Raw genomic sequence first — 25,705 nt, 5'->3', positions numbered from 1 at the left:
ATCGATAACGCGATTACATCGCTCTATTATTGAATCCTTTCATGATGCCCCGGCCTGAGTTCCGAATAAAATCCAAAATTTCATCACGGATTTCCGTTGCCTGATATTCCGCTTCTATAATTTCTATCGCTTTAGCCAAGTTTCTATTTTGGACAAAAAGAATTCGATAAAGATTCTGAATCTCGGCGATTTGCTCTTCTGAAAACCCTCTTCTTCTCAATCCAACAGAATTAATCCCCGCATAAGAAATCGGTTCACGCGCAGCTTTAACAAAAGGAGGAATATCCTTACGTACCAATGAACCACCGGTAACAAATGCATGCGAGCCTATTTTGACAAACTGGTGCACAGCTACCATTCCTGCAAGTACAACATAATCACCCACCGTAATATGTCCAGCAAGTGTACTATTGTTTGAAAAAACACAGTTATCACCTACTTCACAATCATGCGCAACATGACTATAAGCTTGGATCAAACAATTTTTCCCTATCACCGTTTTATACCTATCCTTTGTTCCACGATTGATTGTTACACACTCACGAATGGTTGTATTATCACCAATTTCGGCTGTAGTGATCTCCCCATCAAATTTTAAATCTTGAGGTTCTCCAGAAATTACAGCGCCGGGATATATCTTACAGTTTTTTCCAATTCGAGCTCCATCCATAATGGTCACATTTGATCCTATCCAAGTGCCTTCACCAATGACGACGTCTTTATAGATAGTTACAAATGGTTCGATGACCACATTTTTAGCAATTTTTGCCTCAGGATGAATATAAGCTAATGGCTGTATCATCTATACTACTTTAGTTGTTATTTACTCTTACGATCTGTGCCATAAGCTCTGCTTCACACACAATTTTCTCTCCTACCATCGCCACACCTTTCATTTTTGCGATACCTCTTCGAATTGGCTCCATCAGGTCACATCTAAAAATAACCGAATCTCCTGGAGTTACCTGGGCTTTAAAACGTGCATTTTCAATTTTAAGGAACAAGGTTAACCAATTCTCTGGATCAGGAACTGTCTTTAAAACCAAAATTCCACCTGTCTGCGCCATAGCCTCTACTTGCAAGACCCCTGGAAATAATGGTGCTCCAGGAAAATGCCCCATAAATAAATCTTCGTTCATGGTTACATTTTTCAAACCTACAACATGCGTCTCTGTCAATTCGAGGATTTTATCCACCATAAGCATAGGCTGACGATGAGGTAAAATTTTCATAATTTCTACCGTATCGTACAAGGCCGGCATATTTGGATCGTAAACTTTAATTTTTTTACGTGTTTTATCTTTCTTGATCTGCTCTTTTATCTTTTTTGCAAAGGCAACGTTTGCAGCATGCCCTGGTCGAGCAGCCATAATATGTCCTTTCAGAGGTCTTCCGACGAGCGCTAAATCTCCAACCATGTCCAACAATTTATGCCGGGCAGGTTCATTTTGATAACGCAATTGATTATTGTTTAATATTCCTTCTTTAGCAACTGCAACGGTTTCTTTATGGAAAAGATGCGCTAATTTTTGCAACTCCTCAGGAGAAGTCTCCTTATCCACGATAACAATCGCATTACTCAGATCCCCCCCTTTAATAAGTCCATGATCGACCAACATTTCCAATTCGTGCAAAAAACAAAACGTGCGCGAAGAAGCGATTTCAGATTTAAAATCCTCAATTGATGTGATCGCAGCATGTTGGCTACCCAAGACAGGTGAGTTGAAATCGATCATACAAGTCAACCGATACCCATCCATCGGCATGCCCAATATCTCAACTTTACGATCTGGCTCCGCATAATGGATATTATTGGATATCTCATAATAATCCCGATCAGCATCCTGCTCTTCGAATCCTGCCTCCTCAAGCAATTTTACAAAAATCGCTGAACTCCCGTCTAGGATGGGTATTTCAGGGCCATCAATATCAATCAGCACATTATCAATCTGTAAACCAATTAAAGATGCCATCAAATGTTCAATTGTACTCACACTTGCCCCATTCTGCGTAATTGTCGTCCCCCTAGAGGTATCCGTAACATTATCCGCATCAACCAAAATTTCTGGCTGCCCCTCTAAATCTACACGTCTGAACTTAAACCAGTGATTTTCCGGAGCTGGCTTAATGGTCATCGATACAATTTTCCCTGTATGAAGACCTACCCCCGAAATTTCAACCTCGTTTTTGATGGTTCTCTGTTTTACATTCATTTCTAATAACATATTTTTAAATCAAAACTTCTTTTGATAAAACATTCATGCGTTAAGCTATTTAGACCAATCTATAGAGCGAGGCTATGAATAATTGCTTCATCACAATTAAAGAACAGTTTATTTTCAATGAAAAATAATTATTTCAATTTTTTTTCTACTAACTTTTCTAACTCTTGGATCCGTTTTTCTAATTCAGGAAGACGTGCAAAAATCACATTAGAACGCAATTGCGGTTGGTAAGGCATCACTGGGGTACCGCCCCACTTTTTACCTTCCTCCTTAATTGATCTATTCACCCCTGATTGTGCCTGAATTTGAGATCCCTTTGCAACAACAATATGCCCAACAACACCAACCTGGCCTCCCAAAACCACATGCTCTCCAATTTTTGAACTGCCAGAAATCCCTGTTTGTGCAGCGATAACAGTATTCTTTCCAATATCCACGTTATGGGCAATTTGGATCAAATTATCCAACTTAACACCATCACGTACTATTGTAGCCCCCATAGTTGCCCGATCTATTACTGTATTCGCACCAATCTCAACATTGTCCTCCACTTGAACATAACCAATCTGAGGAACTTTCTTATAGGTTCCATCTTCTTGCGGTGCAAATCCAAATCCATCTGATCCGATCACAACACCCGAATGTACTACCACATTTTTTCCAATCTTACAATCGTGATAAATCTTTACTCCAGGATAAAGCGTTGTATTATCTCCAATCGTAACTTTATCTCCAATATAGACTTGCGGGTAAATTTTCACATTGTCTCCAATAGAGGCACCTCGACCAATATAGACAAATGCACCTATATACCCACCTTGGCCGATCTCAGCTTCAGCATGTATAAAATGAGGTTCCTCACGTCCACTTTTGTCAAGACGAAACTCATTATACATGTTCAGAATAGTAGAGAACGCCGCATAAGCATTCTTTACCCGTATGATCGTCAATGTCGGTTTGGTCTCCTGGATCAATTGTAAGTCATCGTTAACTATTACAATCGAGGCGTCAGTAGTATAAATAAAATGCTCATATTTTGGATTTGACAAAAAAGAAAGATCGCCTTTTTTACCTTCCTCAATTTTGGCAAGGTTACCTACAGTAACTTCTGGATTTCCTTCAATCCGTCCTTCTAATAATGTCCCTATTTGTTGAGCAGTAAATTGCATGGTACAAATCTATGTTTTTTTATTAAAAAATAACTACTTGCTGGAAGTAATTGCAACATATCCCACCTCTTTTGGATAACACAAAGCATATTTAGCCACATTTTTCGACAATGCCTCTAAATTTCCGAGATCAGAAGCTCCGGCGATATCGACAAGTTCACCTGATTTCAACAATATTTTAATCTGATCCTTCGAAGAGTTATAGGCACGGTTTTGAATTTCCTGCGTAAACACATAATAATGAATATCCTCTTGAGCCACCCCCATTCTTTCCTGTACTTTCGCCTTCACCAAATCAATATATGCCGTTGTAAATGGTTTATCACTCATGATAGACCGATAAAGGTTACGTTTCATAACCCGTTGGCACATCTCACTTAAAATATGATCCTCATGATGCTCCCATGTTTTTATGGCGGACATAATATCCGTATCATCTAAACGAGTAAACCAATCCAAATGTAACGGGTCATCCAAAAAATTGTTTTTGTTGATCTGTTGATTTAAAAACCAATGAAACGCCGGTGTCGCAAAAAGCTTGCCGCCGGCAGCCGTCAAATATTTTGCCCGCTGCAAAATTTTAATTAGTAACTGTTCAGCACCAATAACGGTCTTGTGCAAATACACCTGCCAATACATCAGTCTCCTTGCAATAAGAAATTTTTCAACAGAATAGAGCGCTTTATACTCCACCACAATCTCATCCTCTACAACATGGAGCATTTTTATGATACGATCAAATGAGATGACACCCTCCGATACGCCTGTAAAAAAGCTATCTCTATTGAGGTAGTCCATTCGATCAACATCCAATTGGCTCGACACCAATTGATGAAGGAATTTCCGTTCGTATTTATTATTAAATATTGTGATTGCAAGGCTTAATCTTCCACCCAAATCACTGTTAATTCGATCCATTAAGAGGGAGGACAATAGCTCATGAGAAACACCGTCAATCAAACTATGCTCCAAAGAATGAGAAAAAGGACCATGACCAATATCATGGAGCAAAATTGCCGAAAGGACAGCCTCCTCTTCTTCCTCTGAAATTCTAACACCTTTACTCTTCAGAGTTTCCAAAGCCATAGACATCAAATGCATCGCCCCTATTGCATGCTGAAAACGCGTATGTAAAGCCCCCGGGTACACAAGATGTGTCATGCTCACCTGTTTAATATAACGGAGCCTTTGAAAATAAGGATGTTGTACTAGGTCAAAAACCAATCCCGAAGGAATCGCAACAAATCCATATACCGGATCATTAATAATTTTATTTTTGTTCAATGTGGCGATAAATTAATACTATCATCAACACTATAAATATGAAACCGAGCCCTTTAATCATGAACTCCTGGTTAACACTAGTATAAACTTAAAACAAAGATAGTTAGTTCATCGTTAAGAAATGTTAAAAATAAAATCTAAAGCACGATATTTGCTTATGTTAGCATTAGATCGCAAATCCGATCTCCCCCTACTAATAGACATATATAACAACACGATGCAAAAAACACATATTCTTTGGGCTGACGATGAAATTGACTTTCTAAAACCACATATTTTATTTTTAGAAAGCAAGGGATACAAAGTTGACACAGTCAATAATGGGAATGATGCCGTTGAAGCCTTTAAAAATGGTTTTTTCCATCTCGTTTTCTTAGACGAAAATATGCCTGGGCTTACAGGCCTCGAAACACTTGCCATACTCAAATCGATCAACCCTACTGTCCCTATTGTTCTGGTTACAAAAAACGAAGAAGAACATGTTATGGAAGATGCTATCGGCTCCAAAATAGATGATTATCTCATTAAGCCCGTTAATCCCAAACAGATCTTAATGACGATAAAAAAATTGACCGAGAACAAGCGTCTTGTGAATGAGAAAACATCTATGGCTTATCAGCAAGACTTCCGCAACTTAGGGATGATCCTAAATGACAATTTGGATTTCAATCAATGGTCGGAAGTGTACAAAAAACTTGTCTATTGGGAATTATCACTCGAAAAGCTGGAGGACAATAATATGCACGAAATTCTGACGATGCAAAAATCCGAAGCAAATATGCAATTCTCTAAATTTATAGAAAACAATTACATACAATGGATCAATCGCCCTGAGCATGCCCCCATCCTATCACACCAACTATTCAAGAAAAAAGTATTTCCAACATTAGAGGATGAGATCCCTACATTTTTCTTTCTAATAGACAATTTGCGCTTCGATCAATGGAAAATTATCAATGAGGTAATTACCGATTATTTTAGGCTTGAAGAGGAAATAAACTATTTCAGTATTTTACCGACAGCAACGCAATACGCCAGAAATGCCATCTTTAGTGGTTTAACGCCATTGGAAATGGAGAAACGCTTTCCAAAATTATGGCAAAACGACGAAGATGAAGGCGGCAAGAATTTATATGAGGATAAATTCTTGGAAGATCAGGTTAAACGGATATACCGCAAACCTATAAAGCACTCCTATACAAAAGTATTGACTCTAGAACAGGGAAAAGATGTTTTAGACAATCTCGGTAATTTAATGCACAATCAACTCAATGTATTAGTATATAACTTTGTTGATATGCTATCTCATGCGCGTACGGACAGTTCAATGATTCGCGAATTAGCAAACGACGAAGCAGCATACCGTTCACTCACTTTGTCGTGGTTTGAACACTCCCCGCTATTAGAGGCAATGAAATGGCTTTCACAAAAGAAAGTTCGTGTGATTGTTACAACCGACCACGGCACCATCCGTGTAAAAAAACCAAGTAAAATAGTGGGTGACCGAAACACAAATACAAATTTGAGATATAAACAAGGGAAAAACCTGAACTATATCGACAAAGATGTTTTTGCCATCAAAAATCCCCATGACGCACAGCTACCTAAACTTCATGTTAGCTCAACATACGTTTTCGCCAAAGAAGATTCGTATTTTGTTTACCCCAACAATTACAATCAATTTGTAAATTACTTTAATGGAACGTTCCAGCATGGTGGAATCTCTTTGGAAGAAATGATTATCCCCTTTGCGACATACCTACCGAAATAGTAATTTTACACCATGGAAATTATCGTAAATACGACAGCAGGTCTATCACAAGCTGCGCAGACACTTTTAAATAGTTTTCCAAAGGACCGAATTTTTCTATTATATGGTCCAATGGGAGCTGGAAAGACAACTTTTGTAAAACACCTGTGCACACAATTGAACGTAAAGGATAGCACCTCCAGTCCAACATTCTCCATTGTTAACGAATACGAATCTCCCACCGGGCCAATATATCACTTTGATTTCTACCGTATTAAAGATGAACAAGAAGCATTCGATTTTGGCTATGAGGAATATTTTTATTCAGGTGCATACTGTTTTGTGGAGTGGCCGGAGAAAATCCCAAATTTACTTCCTGAAGAAGCAAAAGAAATACACATCAGCATCATAGATGCAACAACACGGAAAATTTCGATTCGTTAACCTACCTTTTTACGCTTACTATGGCTCACTCATCTTGTCAATATATTCCATCTGATATCCATGTACCCGGATTAGCGGCCATACACGCCGAACACCTTAGCTTTTCCTTTCACGAGAACAATGTCCAGTTCGCTGTTGAAAACAGTTCTTTCGATATCGAAGAGGGAAAAATAACGGCTATCATTGGTGAATCCGGTAGCGGAAAAAGTACTTTGCTGAGACTTATTTATGGCTTATTGGAACCGACAGGCGGTATCGTACGCTACAAAGGTTGGCAAGTCCCTACACGTAAAGACAAGTTAATTCCTGGACACGATGCCATGAAATTAGTTTCACAAGGCTTCGACGATTTGAATACGTATGCCAATGTATGGGATAATGTTGCTTCACAATTACCCAATACAGATATCAAACGCAAGCAAGACAAAACAGCGGAAATATTGCAACGTTTACGTATAGATCACTTAGCCAGAAAAAGAGTAGCGGACATCAGCGGTGGAGAGAAACAGCGCGTAGCAATCTGTCGGGCGCTAATCAACGAGCCTGAAGTTTTACTAATGGATGAGCCATTTAATCAGGTAGATGCCTCATTTCGCGACACTCTACAACAGGATATAAAGGATATCGTTAAAGAAACTGGATTAACAGTCATTTTGGTTTCGCACGATCCAACCGAAGTACTTGCCTTGGCAGACAATCTGATTGTGATGAAAGCAGGTAAAATTTTGGATCAAAATAATCCGCATCTACTTTACAACCAACCATCTCATCCTTATACCGCTCAACTATTAGCAAAAAGCAATATACTACAAGTTGAGCAGGCTCAAAATTTAGGCATAGCTAGCGAAAAACCAATCGCGATCCATCAAGAATGGATTTCAATAAGTCCTTCAGAAGAGTCTACCTTTTTTGTAAAAGATGTCCGTTTCAGAGGTTTTTATTATGAAATCGTCGTCAGCAATAATGAGATTAACTTACACGCGATTATCACGTCCCAAGTAATTCCACAAAAACAACAGGCTGTTGATTTAACGATATCCCACTGGATTGCTTTTGACCATTAATTTGATACCCTACTCTTGTGTTTTTAGCCAAGACAAGAATGCGTCAAACCATAATTTATCAGAGGTTTTGTTAATTAATCCAAAACCGTGTCCCCCGTGCTCGAACGTATAAAGCTTATTCGGCACTTTTTCTTTATCCAGGGCAGCCATCATTCTATAACTATTTTCTATAGGTACGGCCATGTCATCTTTGGCGTGCACAAAGAAAACGGGGCAAACTTCAGGAGACACCTGCAAATTGGAAGAAAACAGTTTAATTAGATCATCCGATGGGTTTTCTCCGATGAGATTAATACGAGACCCTTTATGGGTTATATCATTTTCCATGGAGATCACTGGATAAATCAACCCAGCAAAATCAGGTCTCAATGAGATATGGGAAGGATTTGCGATGTAATCTTTTTTAAACTTTGTAATTAATGTAGATGCCAAATGCCCGCCTGCAGAAAAGCCAATCACCCCCACTTTTCGAAGTTCGGGATGTAAAGCCCTAATCAATTGTATCGATCGTTGAGCATCTTGAAGCGGCCCGATTGATTTGTCGCGCATAATATTTGGAGAAGGCAACCTATACTGTAACACAAATGCTGAATAACCATTTTTTATGAGTTCTTTCGCAACAGCGTGCCCCTCGTGGTCCATCGCAATATGAGAATAACCTCCTCCAGGAATAATAAGTACAGCAATATTCTTATCGATTCCTTTATCTGGCGTGTAAGCGAACAGTTTAGGGACATTTTTTTCTAAACTTACAGCCTCTTTATCCGTGGCATTCGGAATGGAATCTGTATAAAGATTTATTGTTTCCTGCGCCTGAACGAAAGAAATCAACGAACATAAAATCATAAAAACTTTTTTCATTAGAATAATAATTTATAAGGTATTTTTTAGCATATCAGGTTCTAAAAATTGCCTACCAGAAACCGTTGAGATTAATCACTTATAAAGAGGATACCACTAAAAGATCCAGATCTTTAGCTGTCATATTAAACCTGGAAGCCATATCTATATTTGTAAGATTACCTTGATATAAATAAATGGAACTTCTGATACCGGGATTCTTCCAAATTGCATTTTTCAATCCCCCGAGTTCAGCAAAATCAAGTAAAATCGAAGTAAAAATATTGCTCATGGCGTACGTCGCCGTCCGCGCTACCCGAGAGGCGATATTGGGAACACAATAGTGAATAACATCAAATTTCCGAAAAATAGGTTTATCGTGCGAAGTCACTTCAGAGGTCTCGAAATTACCGCCTTGATCAATGCTTACATCTATTATAACGGAATTAGGCTTCATTTTAGAAACCGTCTCTTCCGAAATCACACAAGCGGAACGTCCGTTACGAGCTCGTAAAGCGCCGATAACTACATCTGAACTGATAACGGCCTTGTTTAAAATAATGGGCTGGATAACGGAGGTAAATACACGGCTCCCCAGATTGTTTTGTAGGCGTCTAAGTTTATAAATCGAATTATCAAAAACCTTAACCTCTGCACCAAGCGCCAAAGCCGTTCGGGCGGCCTGTTCTCCAACGGTACCCGCTCCAATAATAACAACTTCTGTGGAGGCTACACCGGTAACACCACCTAGCATCAGTCCTTTTCCTCCAAATGCATTGCTCAGATATTCTCCTGCAATTAAAGTTGCTGTCGCTCCCACAATTTCGCTCATCGCGCGAACCACAGCTAGGCAACCGCCTTCATCTCTTAAATATTCATAAGAAATTGCTGTAATTTTTTTGTGCATTAATGCCTTTAGTACATCCAAGTTCATTAACGAGGGTTGCTGAGAGGACAGCAGCAGCTGCCGTTCTTTCATCAGCTTAACTTCACTGGTCGTAGGGCTACCAACCTTAATGATCAGATCTGCTTGGTAAACTTCTTCCCTCGAAGAAACGATACGAGCGCCCTGTTCGCTATAATGATGATCCAAAAAATTAGCTCCACTGCCCGCGCCAGTCTCTATGATTACTTCATGCCCATTTTCTACCAATAATGCAACCGCTAGAGGTGTCAAACAAATCCGCTTTTCCTGAAGCGAGGTTTCTTTTGGAATGCCTATAAATAAACTTTTTGCATTCCTTTTCTTCTCAAACAGCATCTCTTTTGGAGAAATCATAGCCTGGCTCGCAAGCTTTCCTAACTCATTCATCTTGTAAAATTGATCGTTAGCTAAAATTACAATAAATAATCAATCTTATCAAACGAAGATAAATTTGGCACCGCCCAGCTTTGGAATGAGACAAATTTATCTACATTTGTCTAAATTAATCAGATATAATACCATGCTCAGCAAAGTGAATATAGTGCCTCGATGGATCATTTTTTTATTGGATATCTTTAGTGTCTCCATTGCTTATCTGCTTGCAAATGTCATTTACTACGATTTTAATTTCGATTTTCTACTCGACATTGATTTTAGTATTCGTTACATTTTATTCATAAGTGTATGCTCTCTGTCATTTTACCTCTTCAAGATGTATACCGGGATCGTTCGTTACACAAGCGCCATCGATTCCATACGGATATTATCGACTATAATATTTAGCGTTTTCGTTCTCTTAGTAATCAAATTAGTGATCCAGGCTAACGAGGTTGAAAGAAACGTCCCAACCGCGCTCATTATCTTCTTTGCGCTCTTCTCCTTTCTTATTTTAACCGTATATCGAACGATTATTAAAATTTTCTTTTTATATACAAAAAAAGTCAACGGTTCCAGAAAAAAAACCCTGATCTATGGTGCTGGTGATTTGGGGATCGCTGTAAAAAGAACACTAGACCATGACGTACGCTCCAAAAATGCTATTGTAGGCTTTTTAGATGATAATGAGCAAAAGATCAATAAAGTAATTGATGGGACCAAAATTTACGCTTCTCAAAAGTTTAGTCACCTCATTAACACACTAAATATTGAAGAAGTCATCATCGCCTCCCACAACATCCCGTCAGACCGCAAAAATGAAATCACGGACGTTGCACTTGAAAAAAATGTAAATATCTTAACGCTACCACCCGTTAAGAAGATTATGAATGGCGACCTTAACCCTAATCAGATTCAGAAAATAAGAATCGAAGATTTGCTAGAAAGAGATCCGATTAAGATTAATGACGACCATATACTAAGCCAGACAAAAGGCAAACGGATATTGGTCACAGGAGCTGCTGGTTCAATAGGAAGTGAAATAGCTTCTCAATTAGGGAAATACGAACCTCAAATGATTATCCTTTGTGACCAGGCGGAGTCACCACTACATAACCTCCAGCTTGACCTTCAAGATGAGTTCCCAAATCAGGTATATCATACCTATATCGCGGATGTTCGAAGTACAAAACGCATGCATTTACTTTTTGAAACCTTCAAACCGCACTATGTATATCATGCAGCAGCATACAAACATGTGCCAATGATGGAAAACCACCCGCTGGAAGCTGTACAGACAAACGTCATAGGAACAAAGAATCTAGCTGATTTAGCCGTAGAATTCCAAGTGGAAAAATTTGTTTTTGTTTCCACAGATAAGGCAGTAAATCCGACAAATATCATGGGAGCAACCAAACGTATCGCAGAAATTTATGTACAATCATTAAATAATCATTTGGAGCACGCATCGGGCGGAAATGTTCATACCAAATTTATAACAACCCGCTTTGGCAATGTCCTAGGCTCCAATGGATCAGTTATTCCCCGATTTAGAGATCAGATTCAAAAAGGTGGCCCTGTAACAGTTACCCACCCCGAAATCACCCGTTATTTTATGACCATTCCTGAAGCATGTCGATTAGTTCTTGAGGCCGGAACAATGGGACAAGGCGGAGAGATCTTTGTTTTTGATATGGGGAAATCGGTAAAAATAGTTGAGCTCGCTAAAAAAATGATCCGCCTTTCAGGGTTTAAACCGAATGAAGATATTGAAATAAAATTCACTGGTTTGAGACCCGGAGAAAAATTATATGAGGAACTATTAAATGATTTAGAGAATACCTTGCCCACTCACCACGAGAAAATCATGATCGCCAAAGTCAGAGAAAATAATTATGATATCGTGTGTATAAAAATCGATGAATTGCAACAGCGCTTAGCGACACAAAACAAAAACGAAGTTGTATATCAAATGAAAATTATTGTACCGGAATTCAAAAGTAAAAATTCCATCTACGAACAACTGGACAAGGAAATTGAATTGTCAAACGGGTCGGAAAACTAAAGTTAAATTACTTTAAAATTTACAAAACACTTGCAAATTTGCTCGAAAAGTGTATTTTTGCAATCCATATTTTACTGATTAGTAATGTCTAAAAACACAAATAATACAAATCAAGGTTTCAAACCTTCAAAAGGATCTTTTTTTCAAGATAACCAAAAAAGTGTAGTGTTCATTTTAGGTGGTATCGTTGTATTGATCTTACTTTATTTTGGATATCAAAAGCTTTATCTAGATCCAAGAGCAGAAGAAGCTTCGAACCGTATGTACAAAGCAGAACAGCTTGCAACAATTGATTCTTTGCAAAACAAAGCAATCATGGGCGATGGTGCATTTCTTGGTTTTAAACAAATTGCCGACGAATATTCAAATACAAAATCTGCAAATATTGCAAATGCATATTTAGGCGGTTTATATTTGCGTCAAGGCAAATTCAATGAAGCGGTGAAAGCACTCGAAAAATATTCTCCTACTGGAAGCCAAATTTTAGATCCTTTGGTAATCGGTTTAACAGGTGACGCTTACTCAGAATTAAAAGATTACAAAAAAGCCGCGGACTATTATAAGCAAGCATCTGAAAAATCTAGCAACTCCTATACAACGCCACTCTTTTTGAAAAAATTAGGGCTTGTATACGAAGCACAAAATGATTACAAAAGTGCAGAGAATGCTTACAAAAAAATCAAAACAGATTTTCCAGAGAGCCAAGAAGCTTCTACAATTGATGGCTTATTAGGCCGTGTACAAGCACATCTTTAATAGAATAAATCTAGAACATAATAAAAAAGAGGCTATTTTATAGCCTCTTTTTTTGTGCCCACCTAAAATCACTATCTTTGTTACTATTATGGCAAGTAGCATTAAAAATTTATCAGACTTTTCGCATATCCAGGTTGCGGATGCAAGTCCATTCAAATTTGCAATCGTTGTTGCACAATGGAACGCAGAAATTACTGGTGCATTATTGAATGGTGCAATTACAGGTTTAGAAAAGCACGGCGCTAAGGAAAGCAATATAGAGGTGATCGAGGTTCCTGGGAGTTTCGAGTTAATTTCTGGAGCAGATCTAGCATTAAGAAATCAGAGTTTTGACGCCGTTATCTGCTTAGGATGCGTCATTCAGGGAGAAACTAGACACTTTGATTTTATTTGCGACGCCGTTGCAAACGGCATTGCCAATGTGGGGCTCAAATACAACAAACCCGCTATTTTTGGTGTGCTGACAACGGATAATTTGCAACAAGCATTGGATCGCGCGGGTGGCAAGCATGGCAATAAAGGTGAAGAAGCCGCTATTACTGCTATACAAATGGCTCATATTGCCAAAAAATTCTAGTTTGGTATTAATTTTGCCTACCATTCAATGATGAAAGGTATTTTTGAGCACAACTTAGAAACTCAGATACTGCATATTTTGAATAAATCGATTAATAAGATATTCACTTATTTTATTAATCGATTTTTATTTTTCACTAGCATAAAAATACAATCATCGAGCTGAATGCGCCCGATTCAGGAGTCGGTTGCTTTGTGATTGTTTCTTTAAAAATAGGATTATGAAAACATTATCGAATGTACTGTTGATATTTGTCTTTACTTTTTGCTGTCAGCTCAATGTTATAGCACAAGGTGATAGTCTAAACAAACAGGTATGGCAAAGTATCGGTGGCCAAGGTAAATGGGACTCTTTACAATTTCTAGCTTTCTCAGCAAAGGGAAATACGATTTCAGATCAAGTGTCCAATGATGAGCGAAAATTCTTATTCAATCGCTCAACCGGAGAATGCAGATTTGACGGCTATAGTGGAACAGATCAGGTAACTTATCTGTTTAATTTTAAAAAAAGTAGCGCGGATAAACTCTACATCGGAGGAAATTCGACGCCAGACGGTGCGGAACTTAGAAAATCAATCCGAGGCCAACTATTTTCCGACCTCAATCTACTCCTTTTACCCACCTTAATTGGACATAAGAATGTCACACTCAAAGGTCAAACCGATCGTTTCATTGGTGGACAAAAATTAACAATAGCGAATATCAGTTCGTCGGGTTCTATTTTTGGTTTAAAGATAGATGGATCTATTTACATAGATCAAAATACCGGCGAGATCACTTATTACGAATACACCGATAAAGGAGAGAAAATTGCTTATGAAGTAAGCAAATACAAGGAAATCGGGGATGGCATACGGCTCCCTAGTTTTTTTAACGCTACGAATAACGATAAGAAGACCTGCGTATTCTCCTCTATTTCTTCCTTTGTACAAGTAGAACAGAAAAAATTCACAGAACTATAATATGATTAATTGGATAGAATTAAATACAGAAGAACAATTACAGGAACTTTACCAATCCGATAAAGTCGTGGCCATCTTTAAACATAGCACTACTTGTGGCATAAGTAACATGGCCAAGCGTAGCCTGGAGCGAATGTCAGCTACTTCTGATCATGATTATGCTATTTATCTCTTAGACCTCTTACGCTACCGTTCATTATCGAATGAAATTGCTCAACGCTGGAACGTAGAACACCAGTCGCCACAAATACTGATCGTAGAAGGGAAGAATAACCGGTATGATGCTTCGCATGGTGATATTCAATTTGACGAAATTGAAAAATACCTGACTGCACTTTAAGGTTACCACCTGTAAATGCTATAAAAACCACAAAACTTATCCCAAGTGATCAACTGGTTGTATTTCTTGTATTGATCGCTTGGGCTATTTTAGGGTTATGAAGTAGCCAAGTGACTATTTATAAATTTCTACGGTAATCTTACCATCTTTAGTCACAGTTCCTCGATACATGCCGGCGGTATTAAAAGGCATAGCGACATGACCATCTTTGTCCAAAACAATCATCCCTCCATTGCCGCCCATCTTACCAATACCGTCGATCACTTCCTGACTTGCCTGAACAACATCTTCACCTTTATATTCCATTAATGCCGACACTTTATAGGCAGCTACATGACGAATATAGAACTCTCCCCACCCTGTACAAGAAACTGCACAGGTTTCGTTGTTGGCATAAGTTCCAGCTCCGATAATTGGAGAATCACCAACTCGTCCAAACTTCTTATTTGTCATCCCTCCTGTCGAAGTACCCGCCGCCAAGTTACCGTATCCATCCAAAGCAACACAGCCTACTGTACCGAATTTTGCATCTTTATTAGCCAGCCCCAAACGCGAAACCTGTTTTTGATCATGATCCAATTGCGTTTTGGTACTGTCTTCTTTTTTAATTTTCTGTAGAGATTCCCAACGTGCTTCGGTCCAAAAATAGGAAGGATCTACGATTTCCAATCCCGCTTGTGCAGCGAATTGCTCCGCACCTTTACCGACCATCATCACGTGCTCAGATTTTTCCATCACCGCTTTCGCTGCTGAGATCGGGTTTTTGATAGTCGTAACCCCTGCAACAGCTCCTGCAGCCAAAGTCTTTCCATTCATAATTGAGGCATCCAGTTCATTTCTCCCATCGTGTGTAAAAACAGCACCCTTACCAGCATTAAATAATGGTGAATCTTCCATAATATGTATCACAGATTCAACCGCATCCAAACTGCTGCCGCCTTGCTTAATTTTTTCATAGCCAACTTTGAGAGCTTGTCCCAATACGGTTTTATAAGCCTGCTCCATCGAATCTGTCATATTCTTTTTCAAGATCGTGCCAGCCCCACCATGGATAGCCAAGACAAATTCACCTTTAGCTGAGGTTGTCGATTTTACATACGATTTACAGGACATCGCCAACAGGCTTCCCGCCGTAATTATGACGCATATCTTCAGATTATTCATCTTCTTTCTCCCACCATTCTGAAGATTGTAAACCATCTATTTCACGACGGTCCTTTTTCGTAGGGCGTCCGGTACCACGATCGCGCTTTAGGACTGGAGCATGAAACACGGATTTAAATCCTACGGTTTCTTCTATAGGCGTCTGATCTTCATAAAATTGAACTGCCGTCTTCGCATCAACACGACGTTCTAAAAGACCAGTAACCTTTACCACTTTTTTCTCAATTCCCTTTTGGACATGATATACATCACCGATCTTGACTTCGTAAGATGGTTTTATATTTTGGCCATTTAGTTTCACTCGCCCTGCCTTACAGGCTTCTGTCGCCAAAGTCCTTGTCTTAAATAACCTAATTGACCACAGATATTTATCAATTCTCAATTTTTCTGATGTTCCTGCCATATGACAAAAATAACTATATTTTTAGAACCGATATAACCAAAATCAATTATAGAAAATTCCCCATACCAACTCCTGACTGCAAGCGGATTGTTAAAACGAGATCTGTATAGTGATGGTCCCTTTAAAAGATGCACTCAACGTGGATTCACTGTGCACACACTGTGGTTGCAGTCAGAAGTTGATCATAAGTTGGTAGGCTATTATTATCAGGGAAGTCTATTGCAAGGAACAATGGATAAAGTTGTTTTTAAGTCCAACTTTATCTAAGTTTGTACATCAAAATAAACTAATTCAAATAAGCAAACAAATAATATGGTAGAGCCACTAAAAAAATTGATTGAGGAAGCGTGGGAAGACAGACAATTATTAGAATATAAAGAATATACAGAAGCGATCCGTGCTGTTATCATGAAGTTAGATAGCGGGGAAATCCGGGTGGCTGAAATGATCGGGACGAGATGGCATGTAAATGATTGGATCAAAAAAGCCGTCATCTTATATTTTCCAATCAATGATATGCGTGAAACGACTGCTGGTCCTTTTGTGTTTCATGACAAAATGAAATTAAAAACAGACTACAAACACACGGGCGTGCGTGTTGTACCAGGAGCTTCCGCTCGTTTAGGTGCCTATTTGGCCAAAGGGGTGATTATGATGCCTTCTTATGTTAATATTGGTGCTTATGTAGACGAAGGCACTATGGTAGATACATGGGCAACTGTTGGCTCTTGTGCACAAATTGGTAAACATGTTCACTTAAGTGGCGGTGTCGGAATTGGTGGTGTACTGGAACCCGTACAAGCAGCTCCTGTTATTATTGAAGACAATGTATTCATCGGATCAAGAGCGATTGTGGTCGAAGGTATTCGTGTCGAAAAAGAAGCAGTATTAGGCGCCAATGTTGTATTGACAGCATCAACAAAAATTATTGATGTGACAGGCCCTGAGCCAGTTGAATATAAAGGTTATGTACCTGCCCGTTCAGTTGTGATTCCAGGATCTTATACGAAGAAATTTGCCGCTGGAGAATATCAAGTTCCTTGTGCTTTGATCATCGGCCAACGTAAAGAGTCTACGGACAAAAAGACGTCATTAAATGACGCATTACGTGATCACAATGTTGCTGTTTAACGTTAAAATTAGCATTAAAAAATAAAATGAGTGGATTCGTAGATCGAGAAGATTTGAATAAGGCCTTGGAGACGCTAAAAAATGGTGGACTGATCTTATACCCCACGGATACAATCTGGGGAATAGGCTGTGATGCCACCAATCCTGAAGCGGTAGAAAAAGTCTTTCAGCTGAAAGGAAGAGATAAATCTAAAAGCCTGATTGTCTTATTACATAACGACAATCAATTGGCGAGTTATGTCAATGAGATTCCAGAGGTTGCTTATCAACTTATTGAATATACGGAAAAACCCTTGACAATTGTCTATTCGAATGCCAAAAATCTTGCTCCCAACGCAATAGCGGAAGACGGATCAATTGGCATTCGGATTGTCAAACATCCTTTTTGTGAACAGCTTTTACAACGGTTCCGCAAACCGATAATCTCCACTTCGGCAAATATTAGCGGTGAACCCACAGCAAAAGATTTTGACGAAATATCTGATGCCATCAAAGAGGGAGTGGACTATATTGTCGCCTACGACAGAGATGTAGAAACCGATGGAAAATCATCTACCATTATGAAACTGGACCCAAGTGGTAAATTCGAATTTATTAGAAAATAGCATGAAAAAGATTTTTTTATTTTTTGTATTAGGGATTGCCCTTACCAACCTTTCTTCAGCACAGCAAAAGGACATTCCTTCAGCAAAGCCAGGTGTAAAATATGGAAAGGAAATCTCTGCTTCCCATGCAATATCAGTAGCAAAGCTTGAAAAAGAACTCAGCAAAAAAAATGCTTTCAACGGCAGAATAGAAGGCAAGGTTGTTGAAGTTTGTAAGAAAAAAGGTTGTTTCATGACACTGCAACGAGATGGTGAAGAGCCTATTACAGTGCGTTTCAAAGACTATGGTTTCTTTATGCCGGCGGATATAATTGGTAAAACAGTTGTCATTGAGGGTATCGCAAAGAAAAAGGAAGTTTCTGTTGCTTCTTTACAACACGCGGCCAAAGATCTTGGCAAATCGCAAACTGAAATAGATCAAATTACACAACCCAAAAAAGACATTAGTATTATAGCTGATGGAGTTCTGGTTGTAAAATAAAATTTTCATACGCTTAACCTACTGTTGCTCTAATGAAAAGATTCCAAACGTCAGCTTGCCATTCTATACGGGTGGATGGGAATTTATTGACCTTCGAAAAACCTGTTATTATGGGGATACTCAATGTGACTCCAGATTCTTTTTATGATGGCGGTGACAATACAACAGTTGAATTAGCGGTCGAGAAAGCAAGAAAACTGCTACTTGAAGGTGCGCAAATTCTTGATATTGGTGCCTATTCCTCCCGCCCAGGTGCCCCGCTGATTTCTTCACAGGAAGAAATGGATCGGGCTCTTCCTCCAATTCGCGCAATTAAGGAAGCATTTCCGGAAGCTGTTTTATCAATCGATACCTTTAGGGCAGACGTTGCTGCTGCTGCAATCGATGCGGGAGTGCACATCATAAATGATGTTTCGGGAGGTACACTCGACGATAACATGTTCGCTACGGTAGCCAAATATCAAGTTCCTTATATTCTCATGCATATGCGCGGTATCCCTGAAAATATGCAAGAACAAACAGACTATACAGATATTGTAACTGACGTTGCCACGTTTTTAGGTGACCGCATTGCGACGCTAAGAAGTATGGGGGTGAAAGACATTATTCTTGATCCGGGCTTTGGTTTTGCAAAGACAGTCGAACAAAATTATGAGTTGCTCTATCGTGTCAATGAACTTCACTACTTCGAACTACCGATTTTGGGCGGAATATCCCGTAAATCGATGATCTATAAAAAAATTGGAATCACAGCCCAAGATGCATTAAATGGTACGACTGCTCTAAATACCTTGTTGCTCGAAAGAGGTATACAGCTACTCCGGGTACATGACGTAAAGGAAGCCAAACAATTAGTTGATCTCTTCTATACATAGTTCCAAGTATGGAGAGACCTATTTATAGCGGAGATATACCTGTATTTTTTTAACTGTTACATCGGTAAGTCAACACGCTCCCCATTCTTCCAATAACAAGGTCTGTAGCTAGCGGGGACATTTCCAACTGCTCCCGAAACATAAATATCATCTCCATCTACATATATCCCGAAAGCCTGGGCACGGTCCTCAAGTTCATGAAGTTTTCCATTTTTCCAATAGCATGCAGTATGTCCCGTACTATTAGAATTGTATTTATTGATTAGTCCTACGGCATACACATCAGAACCCGATTTGGTGATTTGCCAAACCTCTCCGTAACGTTCGTCCAACACAACCGGTTCTTCATTTTTCCAATACACAGGCATACCACAAAGTCCACCTACATAAAACTCATCCGATCCTGACGCATAGATCGTACTGACGCCTTTAAAATAAAGCACATTCTTGGGAAGTGACAACAATGTGAACGATGAATTACCATCCCATACAAATGGTGTTATGGGGCGCAAAACCTTTCCCGTTTCAGAGGAAGTGATTTCCCCTAGAAAACCACCAAAATAAGGCATTCCACTATAAAAATCAACAGCGGAAATATTCCCAATGTTATCCCCCTTCATACTTATCATGGTATTGTCTTTATAATAGAAAATCTTACCGTCATTTGCCAGGCTCCCTTGATTAAATTGATAGTTTTGGAGCGTACCATCTAGGTTTTTATAAGTATAAACAGTTCTAGATTTCTTGTCTACGGATTGTCTGTAACCAGATTGATTTCCGACAAGTCCCGTAAAGGTAGCTTGGTTCGAATTGTCTCCATTGACCCAATATTTTGTATTCACATTGCCTCCCTCAGCCCTAAAACCGCTGACGAGCACATTTCCCTTATTGACTAAAATAGAATATCCCCCAGCTAAAGGGCCTTTGTCATCATTTGAGTTGCCTTTTTTACAACAGACTAGTCCTCCTATAAAAGCTAAAAAGAAGAATGTTCGGCACAACACGGAAGAGATTTTCGTAGAAATACTGAAAAGATTCATAATCGTAATGCGTTTGTTAAACGGAATAATTGAAATTAGTTCTTTTTCTTCAAATAAAAACGATGTTACTTCCGGATACGCTACAGATATTTCTTCTGCATAGTTCTCTTTCATCGGCACCTATGGTGGGTCAATTTATTTACCTACAAAGGCAGCATCGCTTAATGTTTTAATAAATGCGACGATATCCTCCTTTTCGGCTTCGGTCATAGCAATCCTATTGCCATTTTCTTTAAGCAAAGGATCTAAATTAGCTGCATCCAATACCCCATTATCAAGATAGTCCAAAACCGACCTTAACGTTGGAAATTGGCCAAAACTCCCATAAGGAGCCGTATATTCGGCATTTCTTAAAGAAGGTACCCGAAAAGCCATGTAGTCCGAAGAAACTCCTGTTACCCGCGCTCTTCCAGCCTCCTCCATATTTTTATTTAGCGGAAAGCCTATATTCCTAAAACTTTGGTCAGTAAACAATTCCGTCGCATGACAACTGGCGCACTTTAGCTTAAACAACTTGTATCCACGTTCTTCTGTTTCCGTAAACTTTTCTCCTTCATTTCTTTTCACTTTGTCATACTTGCTATTCGCTGATACTAAAGTGTACTCGTATTGTACGAGGCTTTTATAAATCCGATCAGGCGTTATCCCCCCATCACCAAATGCCTTTTTAAATAAATCTTTGTAATCATCATCGCTACTAATTTTACTGATTACCTCCAAAATAGAGGAATTCATCTCCTCATGCGTGATGATGGGAACCAATGGTTGCTTTTCCAATTCAAGAATGTTACCATCCCAATTGTAAAATTTCATAAAGGCCAAATTCTGTAAGGGCGGCGTATTCCGCAATCCAACGCGATCGTATATACCTATCGCTTGCATTTTTCCATCTGAAAAAGCAAGAGAAGGGTTATGGCAGCTTGCACATGAGATCGTATTATTACCACTAAATCGTTTCTCATGAAATAGCTTTTCACCCAATTCGACGCCATATTTTGTTGGTTTATTATCACTTACAGAATTATTCAGCTTGGGAAAATCTGTTGGTATAAAAAAAAGAATCTCGGGATTATCAGTGTTATCCGACACCAAACTATCCTCATCATGACAGGATAATATGAATAACAACATAAACAATATCCCGACCACCATTTTCATCTGCATAGCTATTATTATAAAATCATCATGGATAGCCTATACTCAAACCTGGTATAGGCTATCCGTAGTGATCTTTATCTGGTTACGTTAATTTTTGACTTTTTCTATAGCGAACATTCCAACGCGATCTTCCTTACCGTCTCCGCCGAGGTTATTGACATACGTTACCATGGCCTCCATTCCTTCATGTTGTTGTGGTGCTGTCTCATATTTCTCATCGATAATGATCTTATTATTTCCACTGAATAGCTTATCAAAATCTGCCTTAATCGTAATCTCCGGATGGTTACCACCAACGACAAGTCTTGTATTTAAATCCAAGGTGATATCGCGATAAGCATCTATCCCCTGTACATAGGTATCCGGTTGCCCAGACTTTCCATTTAATGTACTTCCAGTATGAATCGTAAATTTCTGATGATTACTCTCATAAAAGCCCTCCAATTTGGCAAAACGATAGCCCGTCGCCCACTGCCACATCATCTCCGTATCATTGGCTCCCGCAGCCGCATAAAATACAGGGAACCTAAACTGATCTAGGGTGTTTAGTTCCTGCTTCACTCCAAATCCAAACTTAAGCTGTTTATACTCCCCTACAGGTATGTCGGCCAACGTATAGTCCAAGCTCGAAAGCTTTGCCTGATTGACCACCGTAGCCCCCTTGTCTAAGTCATTTACATGATAAGGAATTTCAGTCCCATCAGCCTTAATAAGCCTGATATTGCTAATTACATACTTAAGCTCCGAAAATTGATGCACTTGCCCATTCGCCGAGGTATTCGTTGTAGCCGCAGGAGATTCAGCTCCGCCTAAGACGATTGTCGTATTTTTAAATGTATTGTTGAAATGCAAATTAACATTATTGGCAACATCTTCACTTTTACTGCATGAAATCATGACCAAAGAGATCATCATAAGTTTTATTGTATTTTTTTTCATTTTATACTAAGTTTTAAATTATTAAAAATTGATTTTTAAGGATGTAAACATATTTCTACCCATGCGTGGTATATTTCCCCAATCTGCATAGGTACTATAGTATTCATTGAAGAGGTTCTCCGCACCGACCTGAAACGTGGCATTTAATTTTCTAATATGGAAGTTATAATCTGCCGAGACATTCCAAATCTTATAGGATGCAGTTTGGTCCTCTCCATATTCAGGACTAAAATTTACCTGACTAAAGTCCCCATTCATTGAGGTCTGCACACCGATCATTTTGTATCGGTAATGCAGTGATGTTTGATAACTCAAGGGACGTATAAAAGGCAGATTTCCGCCCATATTGTCTTGCCCTCTGGCATAAGTAAGTACAGCTTTCCAATCTAGATCGGGCAAAATCTGATATTGCGCATTGAGTGCCAGATTAAACAGCGTCGCATGATCTAAAGAGGTATAGCCTTTCACGCCTACCGATTGATAGTTCATGGGGCTACCCAAACTCAAAATCCGGCCAATAATGTAGTCTTGGATAAAGAAATAATTGGCCTTGGCTCCAATGCTTAACTTTCCGGTCTTAAATCCTGCACTGGCATTGGCTTCATAAGAAACTTCATTTTTTAAATTCGGATTTCCGATATAGTCATAACGATCGAAACTGTTATAGATGTAATAACCATACGCTTCCGAAACAGAGGGAGCACGATGCCCAAACCCTGTACCTAGGGAAAGGTCAAACTGACCAATATTTAATTGATAGCTGGCATGTAGGCTCGGAAGAACTCTATTTTTCTTTTGCGGGGAACCGGGATGAAATATCCAATTGAATTCAACGTATTTCGAATAGTTATAGTTCAAACCCAATGAACCTCCAAAGACAAGCCTGCTAATATCGGACAAATCCAATGAGTTATTGATGGCTACACTCGCGAAACGGGTGGTCACCCATGGCCAGCTATACGCAAACATGGTTTGTTTGGATCGATCCTGCGGATACATACGCATCTCAGCTATAGACAGATTATCGTAAGCATTTGCTTGTATTTCCGAAGAAAAACGATCTTTCTGCAGACTAATTTTGGATAAAAGACCGTAAGTCGTACTCCAACCTGGCATATCCATATGGACCAAATTCTCCGGACGAGTTGTATCATCCATATAATGTTCAACTGCATTAAAATAAACTTTAGTGTCCCATACTTTTACCAAGCCCTCTTCAAACAACTGCTTGTATGCCGCAGAAGTGATGATTGCTCTGGATAACGATAAGTCCATTGGTAAAGCTGGGAAGCCCACATCTTTAGCGCGATCAAAAATAGCATCCACTCGAACAGCGGAAAGAGGACTTGTTTTATAGGCCAGGCCTAACGATGCATTGAATTTATTATATTGAGAATGTCTTACTTCATCGTCATTGCCATCATAATAATTCCCTGCCTTCCGGAAAGCAATACTTCCATCTGCCACAAATTTGTCACTTGAATAATATAAATTTCCAAGATTAAAGGTCTGCTTATTATTGAATTCAATACCTGTCTGATAGGCTCCACCAATTTTTTTCTGTAGACCAAACGACGTATTCCTTCTTTTTAGATCTATACTGCCAGCGACCGTAGCACCATGCTGATTACCTTCCTGCCCCGATTTAATAGCTATGGCAGCAAGGTTATTACTTTCTACATAAGAGGTTATCGGGTCCATTTTATCCGTACATGCTCCAAAGACATGCATCCCATCGATCGTAATTGTCGAACGCTCGCTACTCATATTATTGAGTAGGGGCTCCCAAGCGTAGGCACCACGTTTGATAAAGCTAATATTACTTGCAGAAGCCAAATATTCATCCACAGAGACCGTCATCTTCAGATCGTTTTCAATCCTCTTTTTGGCAGCTGCATTGACTGTAACCTCCGCTAGACGTCTCGTTGTATCGCGAGTAACAGGATTGTTTTGTCCGTGTACGTTCCATCCCAAAGACAACATAAAGAGCATCATACTTATCTTCCTCATAGCCTCTAGAATAGAATATCAATGTATAACTCGCTTTTACGACCTTCTACCCCCGGTGTAAAGTCCTTAGGCACCTCAGTTCCTGCTATCACCCTTCCATTTTGGTTGACCAAAATAAAATTCAATGTCCAGTTACCTGTCATTGTATAATTCACAACGCCATGGTACAATCCGTCGGCCTGTTGTACCAAGTCCTTATTATTGGGCGAAGAATGGTTGCCCATCGAAGGTTCAGGCATACGTGGATCTAACTGCAAGGTATATCCATTGACTGTTGTATAAGACGATTGTGCAGCGTCTAATTTATAAATCCCGGCGACCAGTTTATTTTCAGAAACAGTTGGTTTCCAAGGAGCAATCAAGGCGATTAAATACTGTTCGCCATCTTTCCCCGTTAAGGTGGTTATGTTACGATTTTTATTTACCTGCGGCTTTACAGTTATATTCTGTGTAGCTGTGAAGGTCTGACCGCCAATTGTAAAATCGATTTCCAAACTCCAGTTTGCTGCTGCAGAACTTTCATCTGTAAACACACTGTAACCGGAAAAGTAGCTTCCATCCAACGTGTAGTCCATTACGGACTGGTGCGGACAAACAATTTTCCTTCCTTGCACATTGGTTTGGATTGGCAGCAATTTGACTGCGGAAACGGCAACAGGTTCATTATTTTGCTGCTTATTGATTTTCACGTGGATATCATTATAACCGCGATACAATACCCCGCCTGGGGCTTCAATACGAACATTGTACCCTGAAGAAATAATGCTTGTCACTTCTTTAAACTCCGTATTATCTTCAACAGTATTTCCCCGCTCGGCCTCATAATCTGTCTTTTCCTTGGTACAGGCGACTAGAAGAAGGCCTATAATCGCGATATAAAAACCCGCTTTTTTTATAAATAAATCTCTCATCTATAATTTTTCATGTGTCAGGAAGCTTTCCGATTTATTTCGTGAACTCACAAGCTCGGTTTCCTCATGAATATTCATGTACAATCTGCTTTTTGTATACGTGATCTCATTTCACTCGGTTTGAATAAATCATGCCGGTATCCTATATGACGAATGGATATATTTTTTCTATCGAAATGAAACCATACTGTTGATTTTAAACAGATTACTATC

The 25,705-nt window shown here is 39.2% G+C and carries 25 protein-coding genes; 12 read left to right on the top strand and 13 right to left on the bottom strand.

Annotated features, from left to right (window positions below; translation table 11 throughout):
- Positions 1 to 13: 13 nt before the first annotated feature.
- From lpxA to B3C94_RS10460, 4 genes are all read right to left on the bottom strand, one after another.
- Complete coding sequence (gene lpxA / locus B3C94_RS10475; RefSeq protein WP_075990789.1) at positions 14 to 802, bottom strand: acyl-ACP--UDP-N-acetylglucosamine O-acyltransferase; 789 nt, start codon at positions 800 to 802, stop codon at positions 14 to 16.
- 10 nt (positions 803 to 812) lie between these two features.
- Entirely contained in the window at positions 813 to 2,213 is a 1,401-nt protein-coding gene (locus tag B3C94_RS10470; RefSeq protein ID WP_172840641.1) for a bifunctional UDP-3-O-[3-hydroxymyristoyl] N-acetylglucosamine deacetylase/3-hydroxyacyl-ACP dehydratase, read from the bottom strand.
- Between the two features lie 140 nt (positions 2,214 to 2,353).
- Positions 2,354 to 3,394: a UDP-3-O-(3-hydroxymyristoyl)glucosamine N-acyltransferase gene (gene lpxD / locus B3C94_RS10465; protein ID WP_293903124.1), complete on the bottom strand. Its 1,041-nt coding sequence runs from the start codon at positions 3,392 to 3,394 to the stop codon at positions 2,354 to 2,356.
- A 33-nt stretch (positions 3,395 to 3,427) separates the two neighbouring features.
- Entirely contained in the window at positions 3,428 to 4,678 is a 1,251-nt protein-coding gene (locus B3C94_RS10460; protein WP_293903121.1) for an HD domain-containing protein, read from the bottom strand.
- Between the two features lie 217 nt (positions 4,679 to 4,895).
- On the opposite strand from B3C94_RS10460, the gene B3C94_RS10455 reads away from it, so the two are divergent.
- Genes B3C94_RS10455 through B3C94_RS10445 form a run of 3 tightly spaced genes read left to right on the top strand, consistent with a single transcriptional unit; the run spans position 4,896 to position 7,936 of the window.
- Positions 4,896 to 6,449 (top strand): PglZ domain-containing protein, encoded by a 1,554-nt coding sequence (locus B3C94_RS10455; RefSeq protein ID WP_293903118.1) that lies wholly within the window; start codon positions 4,896 to 4,898, stop codon positions 6,447 to 6,449.
- Between the two features lie 12 nt (positions 6,450 to 6,461).
- Positions 6,462 to 6,872, top strand: a complete 411-nt coding sequence (gene tsaE, locus B3C94_RS10450) for a tRNA (adenosine(37)-N6)-threonylcarbamoyltransferase complex ATPase subunit type 1 TsaE (RefSeq protein WP_293903115.1) — start codon at positions 6,462 to 6,464, stop codon at positions 6,870 to 6,872.
- Positions 6,873 to 6,892: 20 nt separating this feature from the next.
- Positions 6,893 to 7,936 carry an ABC transporter ATP-binding protein gene (locus B3C94_RS10445; RefSeq protein WP_293903112.1) on the top strand — a complete coding sequence of 348 codons (1,044 nt, stop codon included), beginning with the start codon at positions 6,893 to 6,895 and terminating at the stop codon, positions 7,934 to 7,936.
- 9 nt (positions 7,937 to 7,945) lie between these two features.
- Here the strand turns inward: B3C94_RS10445 and B3C94_RS10440 are convergent, their stop codons facing one another.
- Positions 7,946 to 8,797, bottom strand: coding sequence for an alpha/beta hydrolase (locus B3C94_RS10440; protein ID WP_293903109.1), 852 nt, complete (start codon positions 8,795 to 8,797; stop codon positions 7,946 to 7,948).
- A 79-nt stretch (positions 8,798 to 8,876) separates the two neighbouring features.
- Entirely contained in the window at positions 8,877 to 10,088 is a 1,212-nt protein-coding gene (locus B3C94_RS10435; RefSeq protein ID WP_293903106.1) for an alanine dehydrogenase, read from the bottom strand.
- Between the two features lie 106 nt (positions 10,089 to 10,194).
- Between B3C94_RS10435 and B3C94_RS10430 the strand changes: the two genes are divergently transcribed.
- The 5 genes from B3C94_RS10430 to ytxJ all read left to right on the top strand — a co-directional run bounded on the left by B3C94_RS10430 (position 10,195) and on the right by ytxJ (position 14,775).
- Positions 10,195 to 12,141 (top strand): nucleoside-diphosphate sugar epimerase/dehydratase, encoded by a 1,947-nt coding sequence (locus B3C94_RS10430; protein ID WP_349679137.1) that lies wholly within the window; start codon positions 10,195 to 10,197, stop codon positions 12,139 to 12,141.
- An 84-nt stretch (positions 12,142 to 12,225) separates the two neighbouring features.
- The gene (locus B3C94_RS10425) at positions 12,226 to 12,897 is read left to right on the top strand and encodes a tetratricopeptide repeat protein (RefSeq protein ID WP_293903103.1); all 672 of its coding nucleotides are present in this window, start codon (positions 12,226 to 12,228) and stop codon (positions 12,895 to 12,897) included.
- 88 nt (positions 12,898 to 12,985) lie between these two features.
- A complete protein-coding gene (ribH, locus tag B3C94_RS10420) occupies positions 12,986 to 13,474 on the top strand; it encodes a 6,7-dimethyl-8-ribityllumazine synthase (protein ID WP_293903100.1) in 489 nt (162 codons plus the stop codon).
- Positions 13,475 to 13,694: 220 nt separating this feature from the next.
- On the top strand, positions 13,695 to 14,435 hold the full coding sequence (locus B3C94_RS10415; RefSeq protein WP_293903097.1) for a hypothetical protein: 741 nt from the start codon (positions 13,695 to 13,697) through the stop codon (positions 14,433 to 14,435).
- A gap of 1 nt (position 14,436) precedes the next feature.
- A complete protein-coding gene (ytxJ, locus tag B3C94_RS10410; protein ID WP_293903094.1) occupies positions 14,437 to 14,775 on the top strand; it encodes a bacillithiol system redox-active protein YtxJ in 339 nt (112 codons plus the stop codon).
- A 114-nt stretch (positions 14,776 to 14,889) separates the two neighbouring features.
- Here ytxJ and B3C94_RS10405 read toward each other — a convergent pair whose 3' ends face one another.
- Both B3C94_RS10405 and B3C94_RS10400 read right to left on the bottom strand, forming a co-directional pair.
- Complete coding sequence (locus B3C94_RS10405) at positions 14,890 to 15,939, bottom strand: isoaspartyl peptidase/L-asparaginase family protein (protein ID WP_293903091.1); 1,050 nt, start codon at positions 15,937 to 15,939, stop codon at positions 14,890 to 14,892.
- Positions 15,932 to 16,342, bottom strand: coding sequence for an RNA-binding S4 domain-containing protein (locus B3C94_RS10400; protein ID WP_293903088.1), 411 nt, complete (start codon positions 16,340 to 16,342; stop codon positions 15,932 to 15,934). Before B3C94_RS10400 ends, B3C94_RS10405 begins: the two co-directional genes overlap by 8 nt.
- Before the next feature lie 312 nt (positions 16,343 to 16,654).
- Between B3C94_RS10400 and B3C94_RS10395 the strand changes: the two genes are divergently transcribed.
- From B3C94_RS10395 to folP, 4 genes are read left to right on the top strand one after another with little or no spacing between them, the layout of a single operon-like run.
- A complete protein-coding gene (locus B3C94_RS10395; RefSeq protein WP_293903085.1) occupies positions 16,655 to 17,473 on the top strand; it encodes a 2,3,4,5-tetrahydropyridine-2,6-dicarboxylate N-succinyltransferase in 819 nt (272 codons plus the stop codon).
- A 26-nt stretch (positions 17,474 to 17,499) separates the two neighbouring features.
- Positions 17,500 to 18,078 (top strand): L-threonylcarbamoyladenylate synthase, encoded by a 579-nt coding sequence (locus B3C94_RS10390; protein ID WP_293903082.1) that lies wholly within the window; start codon positions 17,500 to 17,502, stop codon positions 18,076 to 18,078.
- Position 18,079: 1 nt separating this feature from the next.
- A complete protein-coding gene (locus B3C94_RS10385) occupies positions 18,080 to 18,559 on the top strand; it encodes a DUF4920 domain-containing protein (protein WP_293903079.1) in 480 nt (159 codons plus the stop codon).
- Positions 18,560 to 18,591: 32 nt separating this feature from the next.
- Complete coding sequence (gene folP, locus B3C94_RS10380; protein WP_293903076.1) at positions 18,592 to 19,434, top strand: dihydropteroate synthase; 843 nt, start codon at positions 18,592 to 18,594, stop codon at positions 19,432 to 19,434.
- 56 nt (positions 19,435 to 19,490) lie between these two features.
- Here folP and B3C94_RS10375 read toward each other — a convergent pair whose 3' ends face one another.
- From B3C94_RS10375 to B3C94_RS10355, 5 genes are all read right to left on the bottom strand, one after another.
- The gene (locus B3C94_RS10375; protein WP_293903073.1) at positions 19,491 to 20,588 is read right to left on the bottom strand and encodes a hypothetical protein; all 1,098 of its coding nucleotides are present in this window, start codon (positions 20,586 to 20,588) and stop codon (positions 19,491 to 19,493) included.
- Positions 20,589 to 20,609: 21 nt separating this feature from the next.
- The gene (locus B3C94_RS10370; RefSeq protein ID WP_293903071.1) at positions 20,610 to 21,638 is read right to left on the bottom strand and encodes a cytochrome-c peroxidase; all 1,029 of its coding nucleotides are present in this window, start codon (positions 21,636 to 21,638) and stop codon (positions 20,610 to 20,612) included.
- 81 nt (positions 21,639 to 21,719) lie between these two features.
- On the bottom strand, positions 21,720 to 22,571 hold the full coding sequence (locus B3C94_RS10365; RefSeq protein WP_293903068.1) for an MbnP family protein: 852 nt from the start codon (positions 22,569 to 22,571) through the stop codon (positions 21,720 to 21,722).
- 21 nt (positions 22,572 to 22,592) lie between these two features.
- Complete coding sequence (locus B3C94_RS10360) at positions 22,593 to 24,581, bottom strand: TonB-dependent receptor plug domain-containing protein (RefSeq protein ID WP_293903065.1); 1,989 nt, start codon at positions 24,579 to 24,581, stop codon at positions 22,593 to 22,595.
- Positions 24,582 to 24,586: 5 nt separating this feature from the next.
- Positions 24,587 to 25,492, bottom strand: a complete 906-nt coding sequence (locus B3C94_RS10355; RefSeq protein ID WP_293903062.1) for a hypothetical protein — start codon at positions 25,490 to 25,492, stop codon at positions 24,587 to 24,589.
- Between the last annotated feature and the right edge of the window lie 213 nt (positions 25,493 to 25,705).

Source organism: Sphingobacterium sp. UBA5670 (assembly GCF_002420705.1).
Classification (GTDB): domain Bacteria; phylum Bacteroidota; class Bacteroidia; order Sphingobacteriales; family Sphingobacteriaceae; genus Sphingobacterium.
This window is presented reverse-complemented; position numbering and strand designations above follow the sequence as displayed.

What these genes read in the sequence shown, in the direction of transcription:
- lpxA (WP_075990789.1), bottom strand. Translation starts at nt 802, where the DNA reads ATGATACAGCCATTAGCTTATATTCATCCTGAGGCAAAAATTGCTAAA.
- B3C94_RS10470 (WP_172840641.1), bottom strand. Translation starts at nt 2,213, where the DNA reads ATGAATGTAAAACAGAGAACCATCAAAAACGAGGTTGAAATTTCGGGG.
- lpxD (WP_293903124.1), bottom strand. Translation starts at nt 3,394, where the DNA reads ATGCAATTTACTGCTCAACAAATAGGGACATTATTAGAAGGACGGATT.
- B3C94_RS10455 (WP_293903118.1), top strand. Translation starts at nt 4,896, where the DNA reads ATGCAAAAAACACATATTCTTTGGGCTGACGATGAAATTGACTTTCTA.
- tsaE (WP_293903115.1), top strand. Translation starts at nt 6,462, where the DNA reads ATGGAAATTATCGTAAATACGACAGCAGGTCTATCACAAGCTGCGCAG.
- B3C94_RS10445 (WP_293903112.1), top strand. Translation starts at nt 6,893, where the DNA reads ATGGCTCACTCATCTTGTCAATATATTCCATCTGATATCCATGTACCC.
- B3C94_RS10440 (WP_293903109.1), bottom strand. Translation starts at nt 8,797, where the DNA reads ATGAAAAAAGTTTTTATGATTTTATGTTCGTTGATTTCTTTCGTTCAG.
- B3C94_RS10435 (WP_293903106.1), bottom strand. Translation starts at nt 10,088, where the DNA reads ATGAATGAGTTAGGAAAGCTTGCGAGCCAGGCTATGATTTCTCCAAAA.
- B3C94_RS10425 (WP_293903103.1), top strand. Translation starts at nt 12,226, where the DNA reads ATGTCTAAAAACACAAATAATACAAATCAAGGTTTCAAACCTTCAAAA.
- ribH (WP_293903100.1), top strand. Translation starts at nt 12,986, where the DNA reads ATGGCAAGTAGCATTAAAAATTTATCAGACTTTTCGCATATCCAGGTT.
- B3C94_RS10415 (WP_293903097.1), top strand. Translation starts at nt 13,695, where the DNA reads ATGAAAACATTATCGAATGTACTGTTGATATTTGTCTTTACTTTTTGC.
- ytxJ (WP_293903094.1), top strand. Translation starts at nt 14,437, where the DNA reads ATGATTAATTGGATAGAATTAAATACAGAAGAACAATTACAGGAACTT.
- B3C94_RS10405 (WP_293903091.1), bottom strand. Translation starts at nt 15,939, where the DNA reads ATGAATAATCTGAAGATATGCGTCATAATTACGGCGGGAAGCCTGTTG.
- B3C94_RS10400 (WP_293903088.1), bottom strand. Translation starts at nt 16,342, where the DNA reads ATGGCAGGAACATCAGAAAAATTGAGAATTGATAAATATCTGTGGTCA.
- B3C94_RS10395 (WP_293903085.1), top strand. Translation starts at nt 16,655, where the DNA reads ATGGTAGAGCCACTAAAAAAATTGATTGAGGAAGCGTGGGAAGACAGA.
- B3C94_RS10390 (WP_293903082.1), top strand. Translation starts at nt 17,500, where the DNA reads ATGAGTGGATTCGTAGATCGAGAAGATTTGAATAAGGCCTTGGAGACG.
- B3C94_RS10385 (WP_293903079.1), top strand. Translation starts at nt 18,080, where the DNA reads ATGAAAAAGATTTTTTTATTTTTTGTATTAGGGATTGCCCTTACCAAC.
- folP (WP_293903076.1), top strand. Translation starts at nt 18,592, where the DNA reads ATGAAAAGATTCCAAACGTCAGCTTGCCATTCTATACGGGTGGATGGG.
- B3C94_RS10375 (WP_293903073.1), bottom strand. Translation starts at nt 20,588, where the DNA reads ATGAAAGAGAACTATGCAGAAGAAATATCTGTAGCGTATCCGGAAGTA.
- B3C94_RS10370 (WP_293903071.1), bottom strand. Translation starts at nt 21,638, where the DNA reads ATGCAGATGAAAATGGTGGTCGGGATATTGTTTATGTTGTTATTCATA.
- B3C94_RS10365 (WP_293903068.1), bottom strand. Translation starts at nt 22,571, where the DNA reads ATGAAAAAAAATACAATAAAACTTATGATGATCTCTTTGGTCATGATT.
- B3C94_RS10360 (WP_293903065.1), bottom strand. Translation starts at nt 24,581, where the DNA reads ATGAGGAAGATAAGTATGATGCTCTTTATGTTGTCTTTGGGATGGAAC.
- B3C94_RS10355 (WP_293903062.1), bottom strand. Translation starts at nt 25,492, where the DNA reads ATGAGAGATTTATTTATAAAAAAAGCGGGTTTTTATATCGCGATTATA.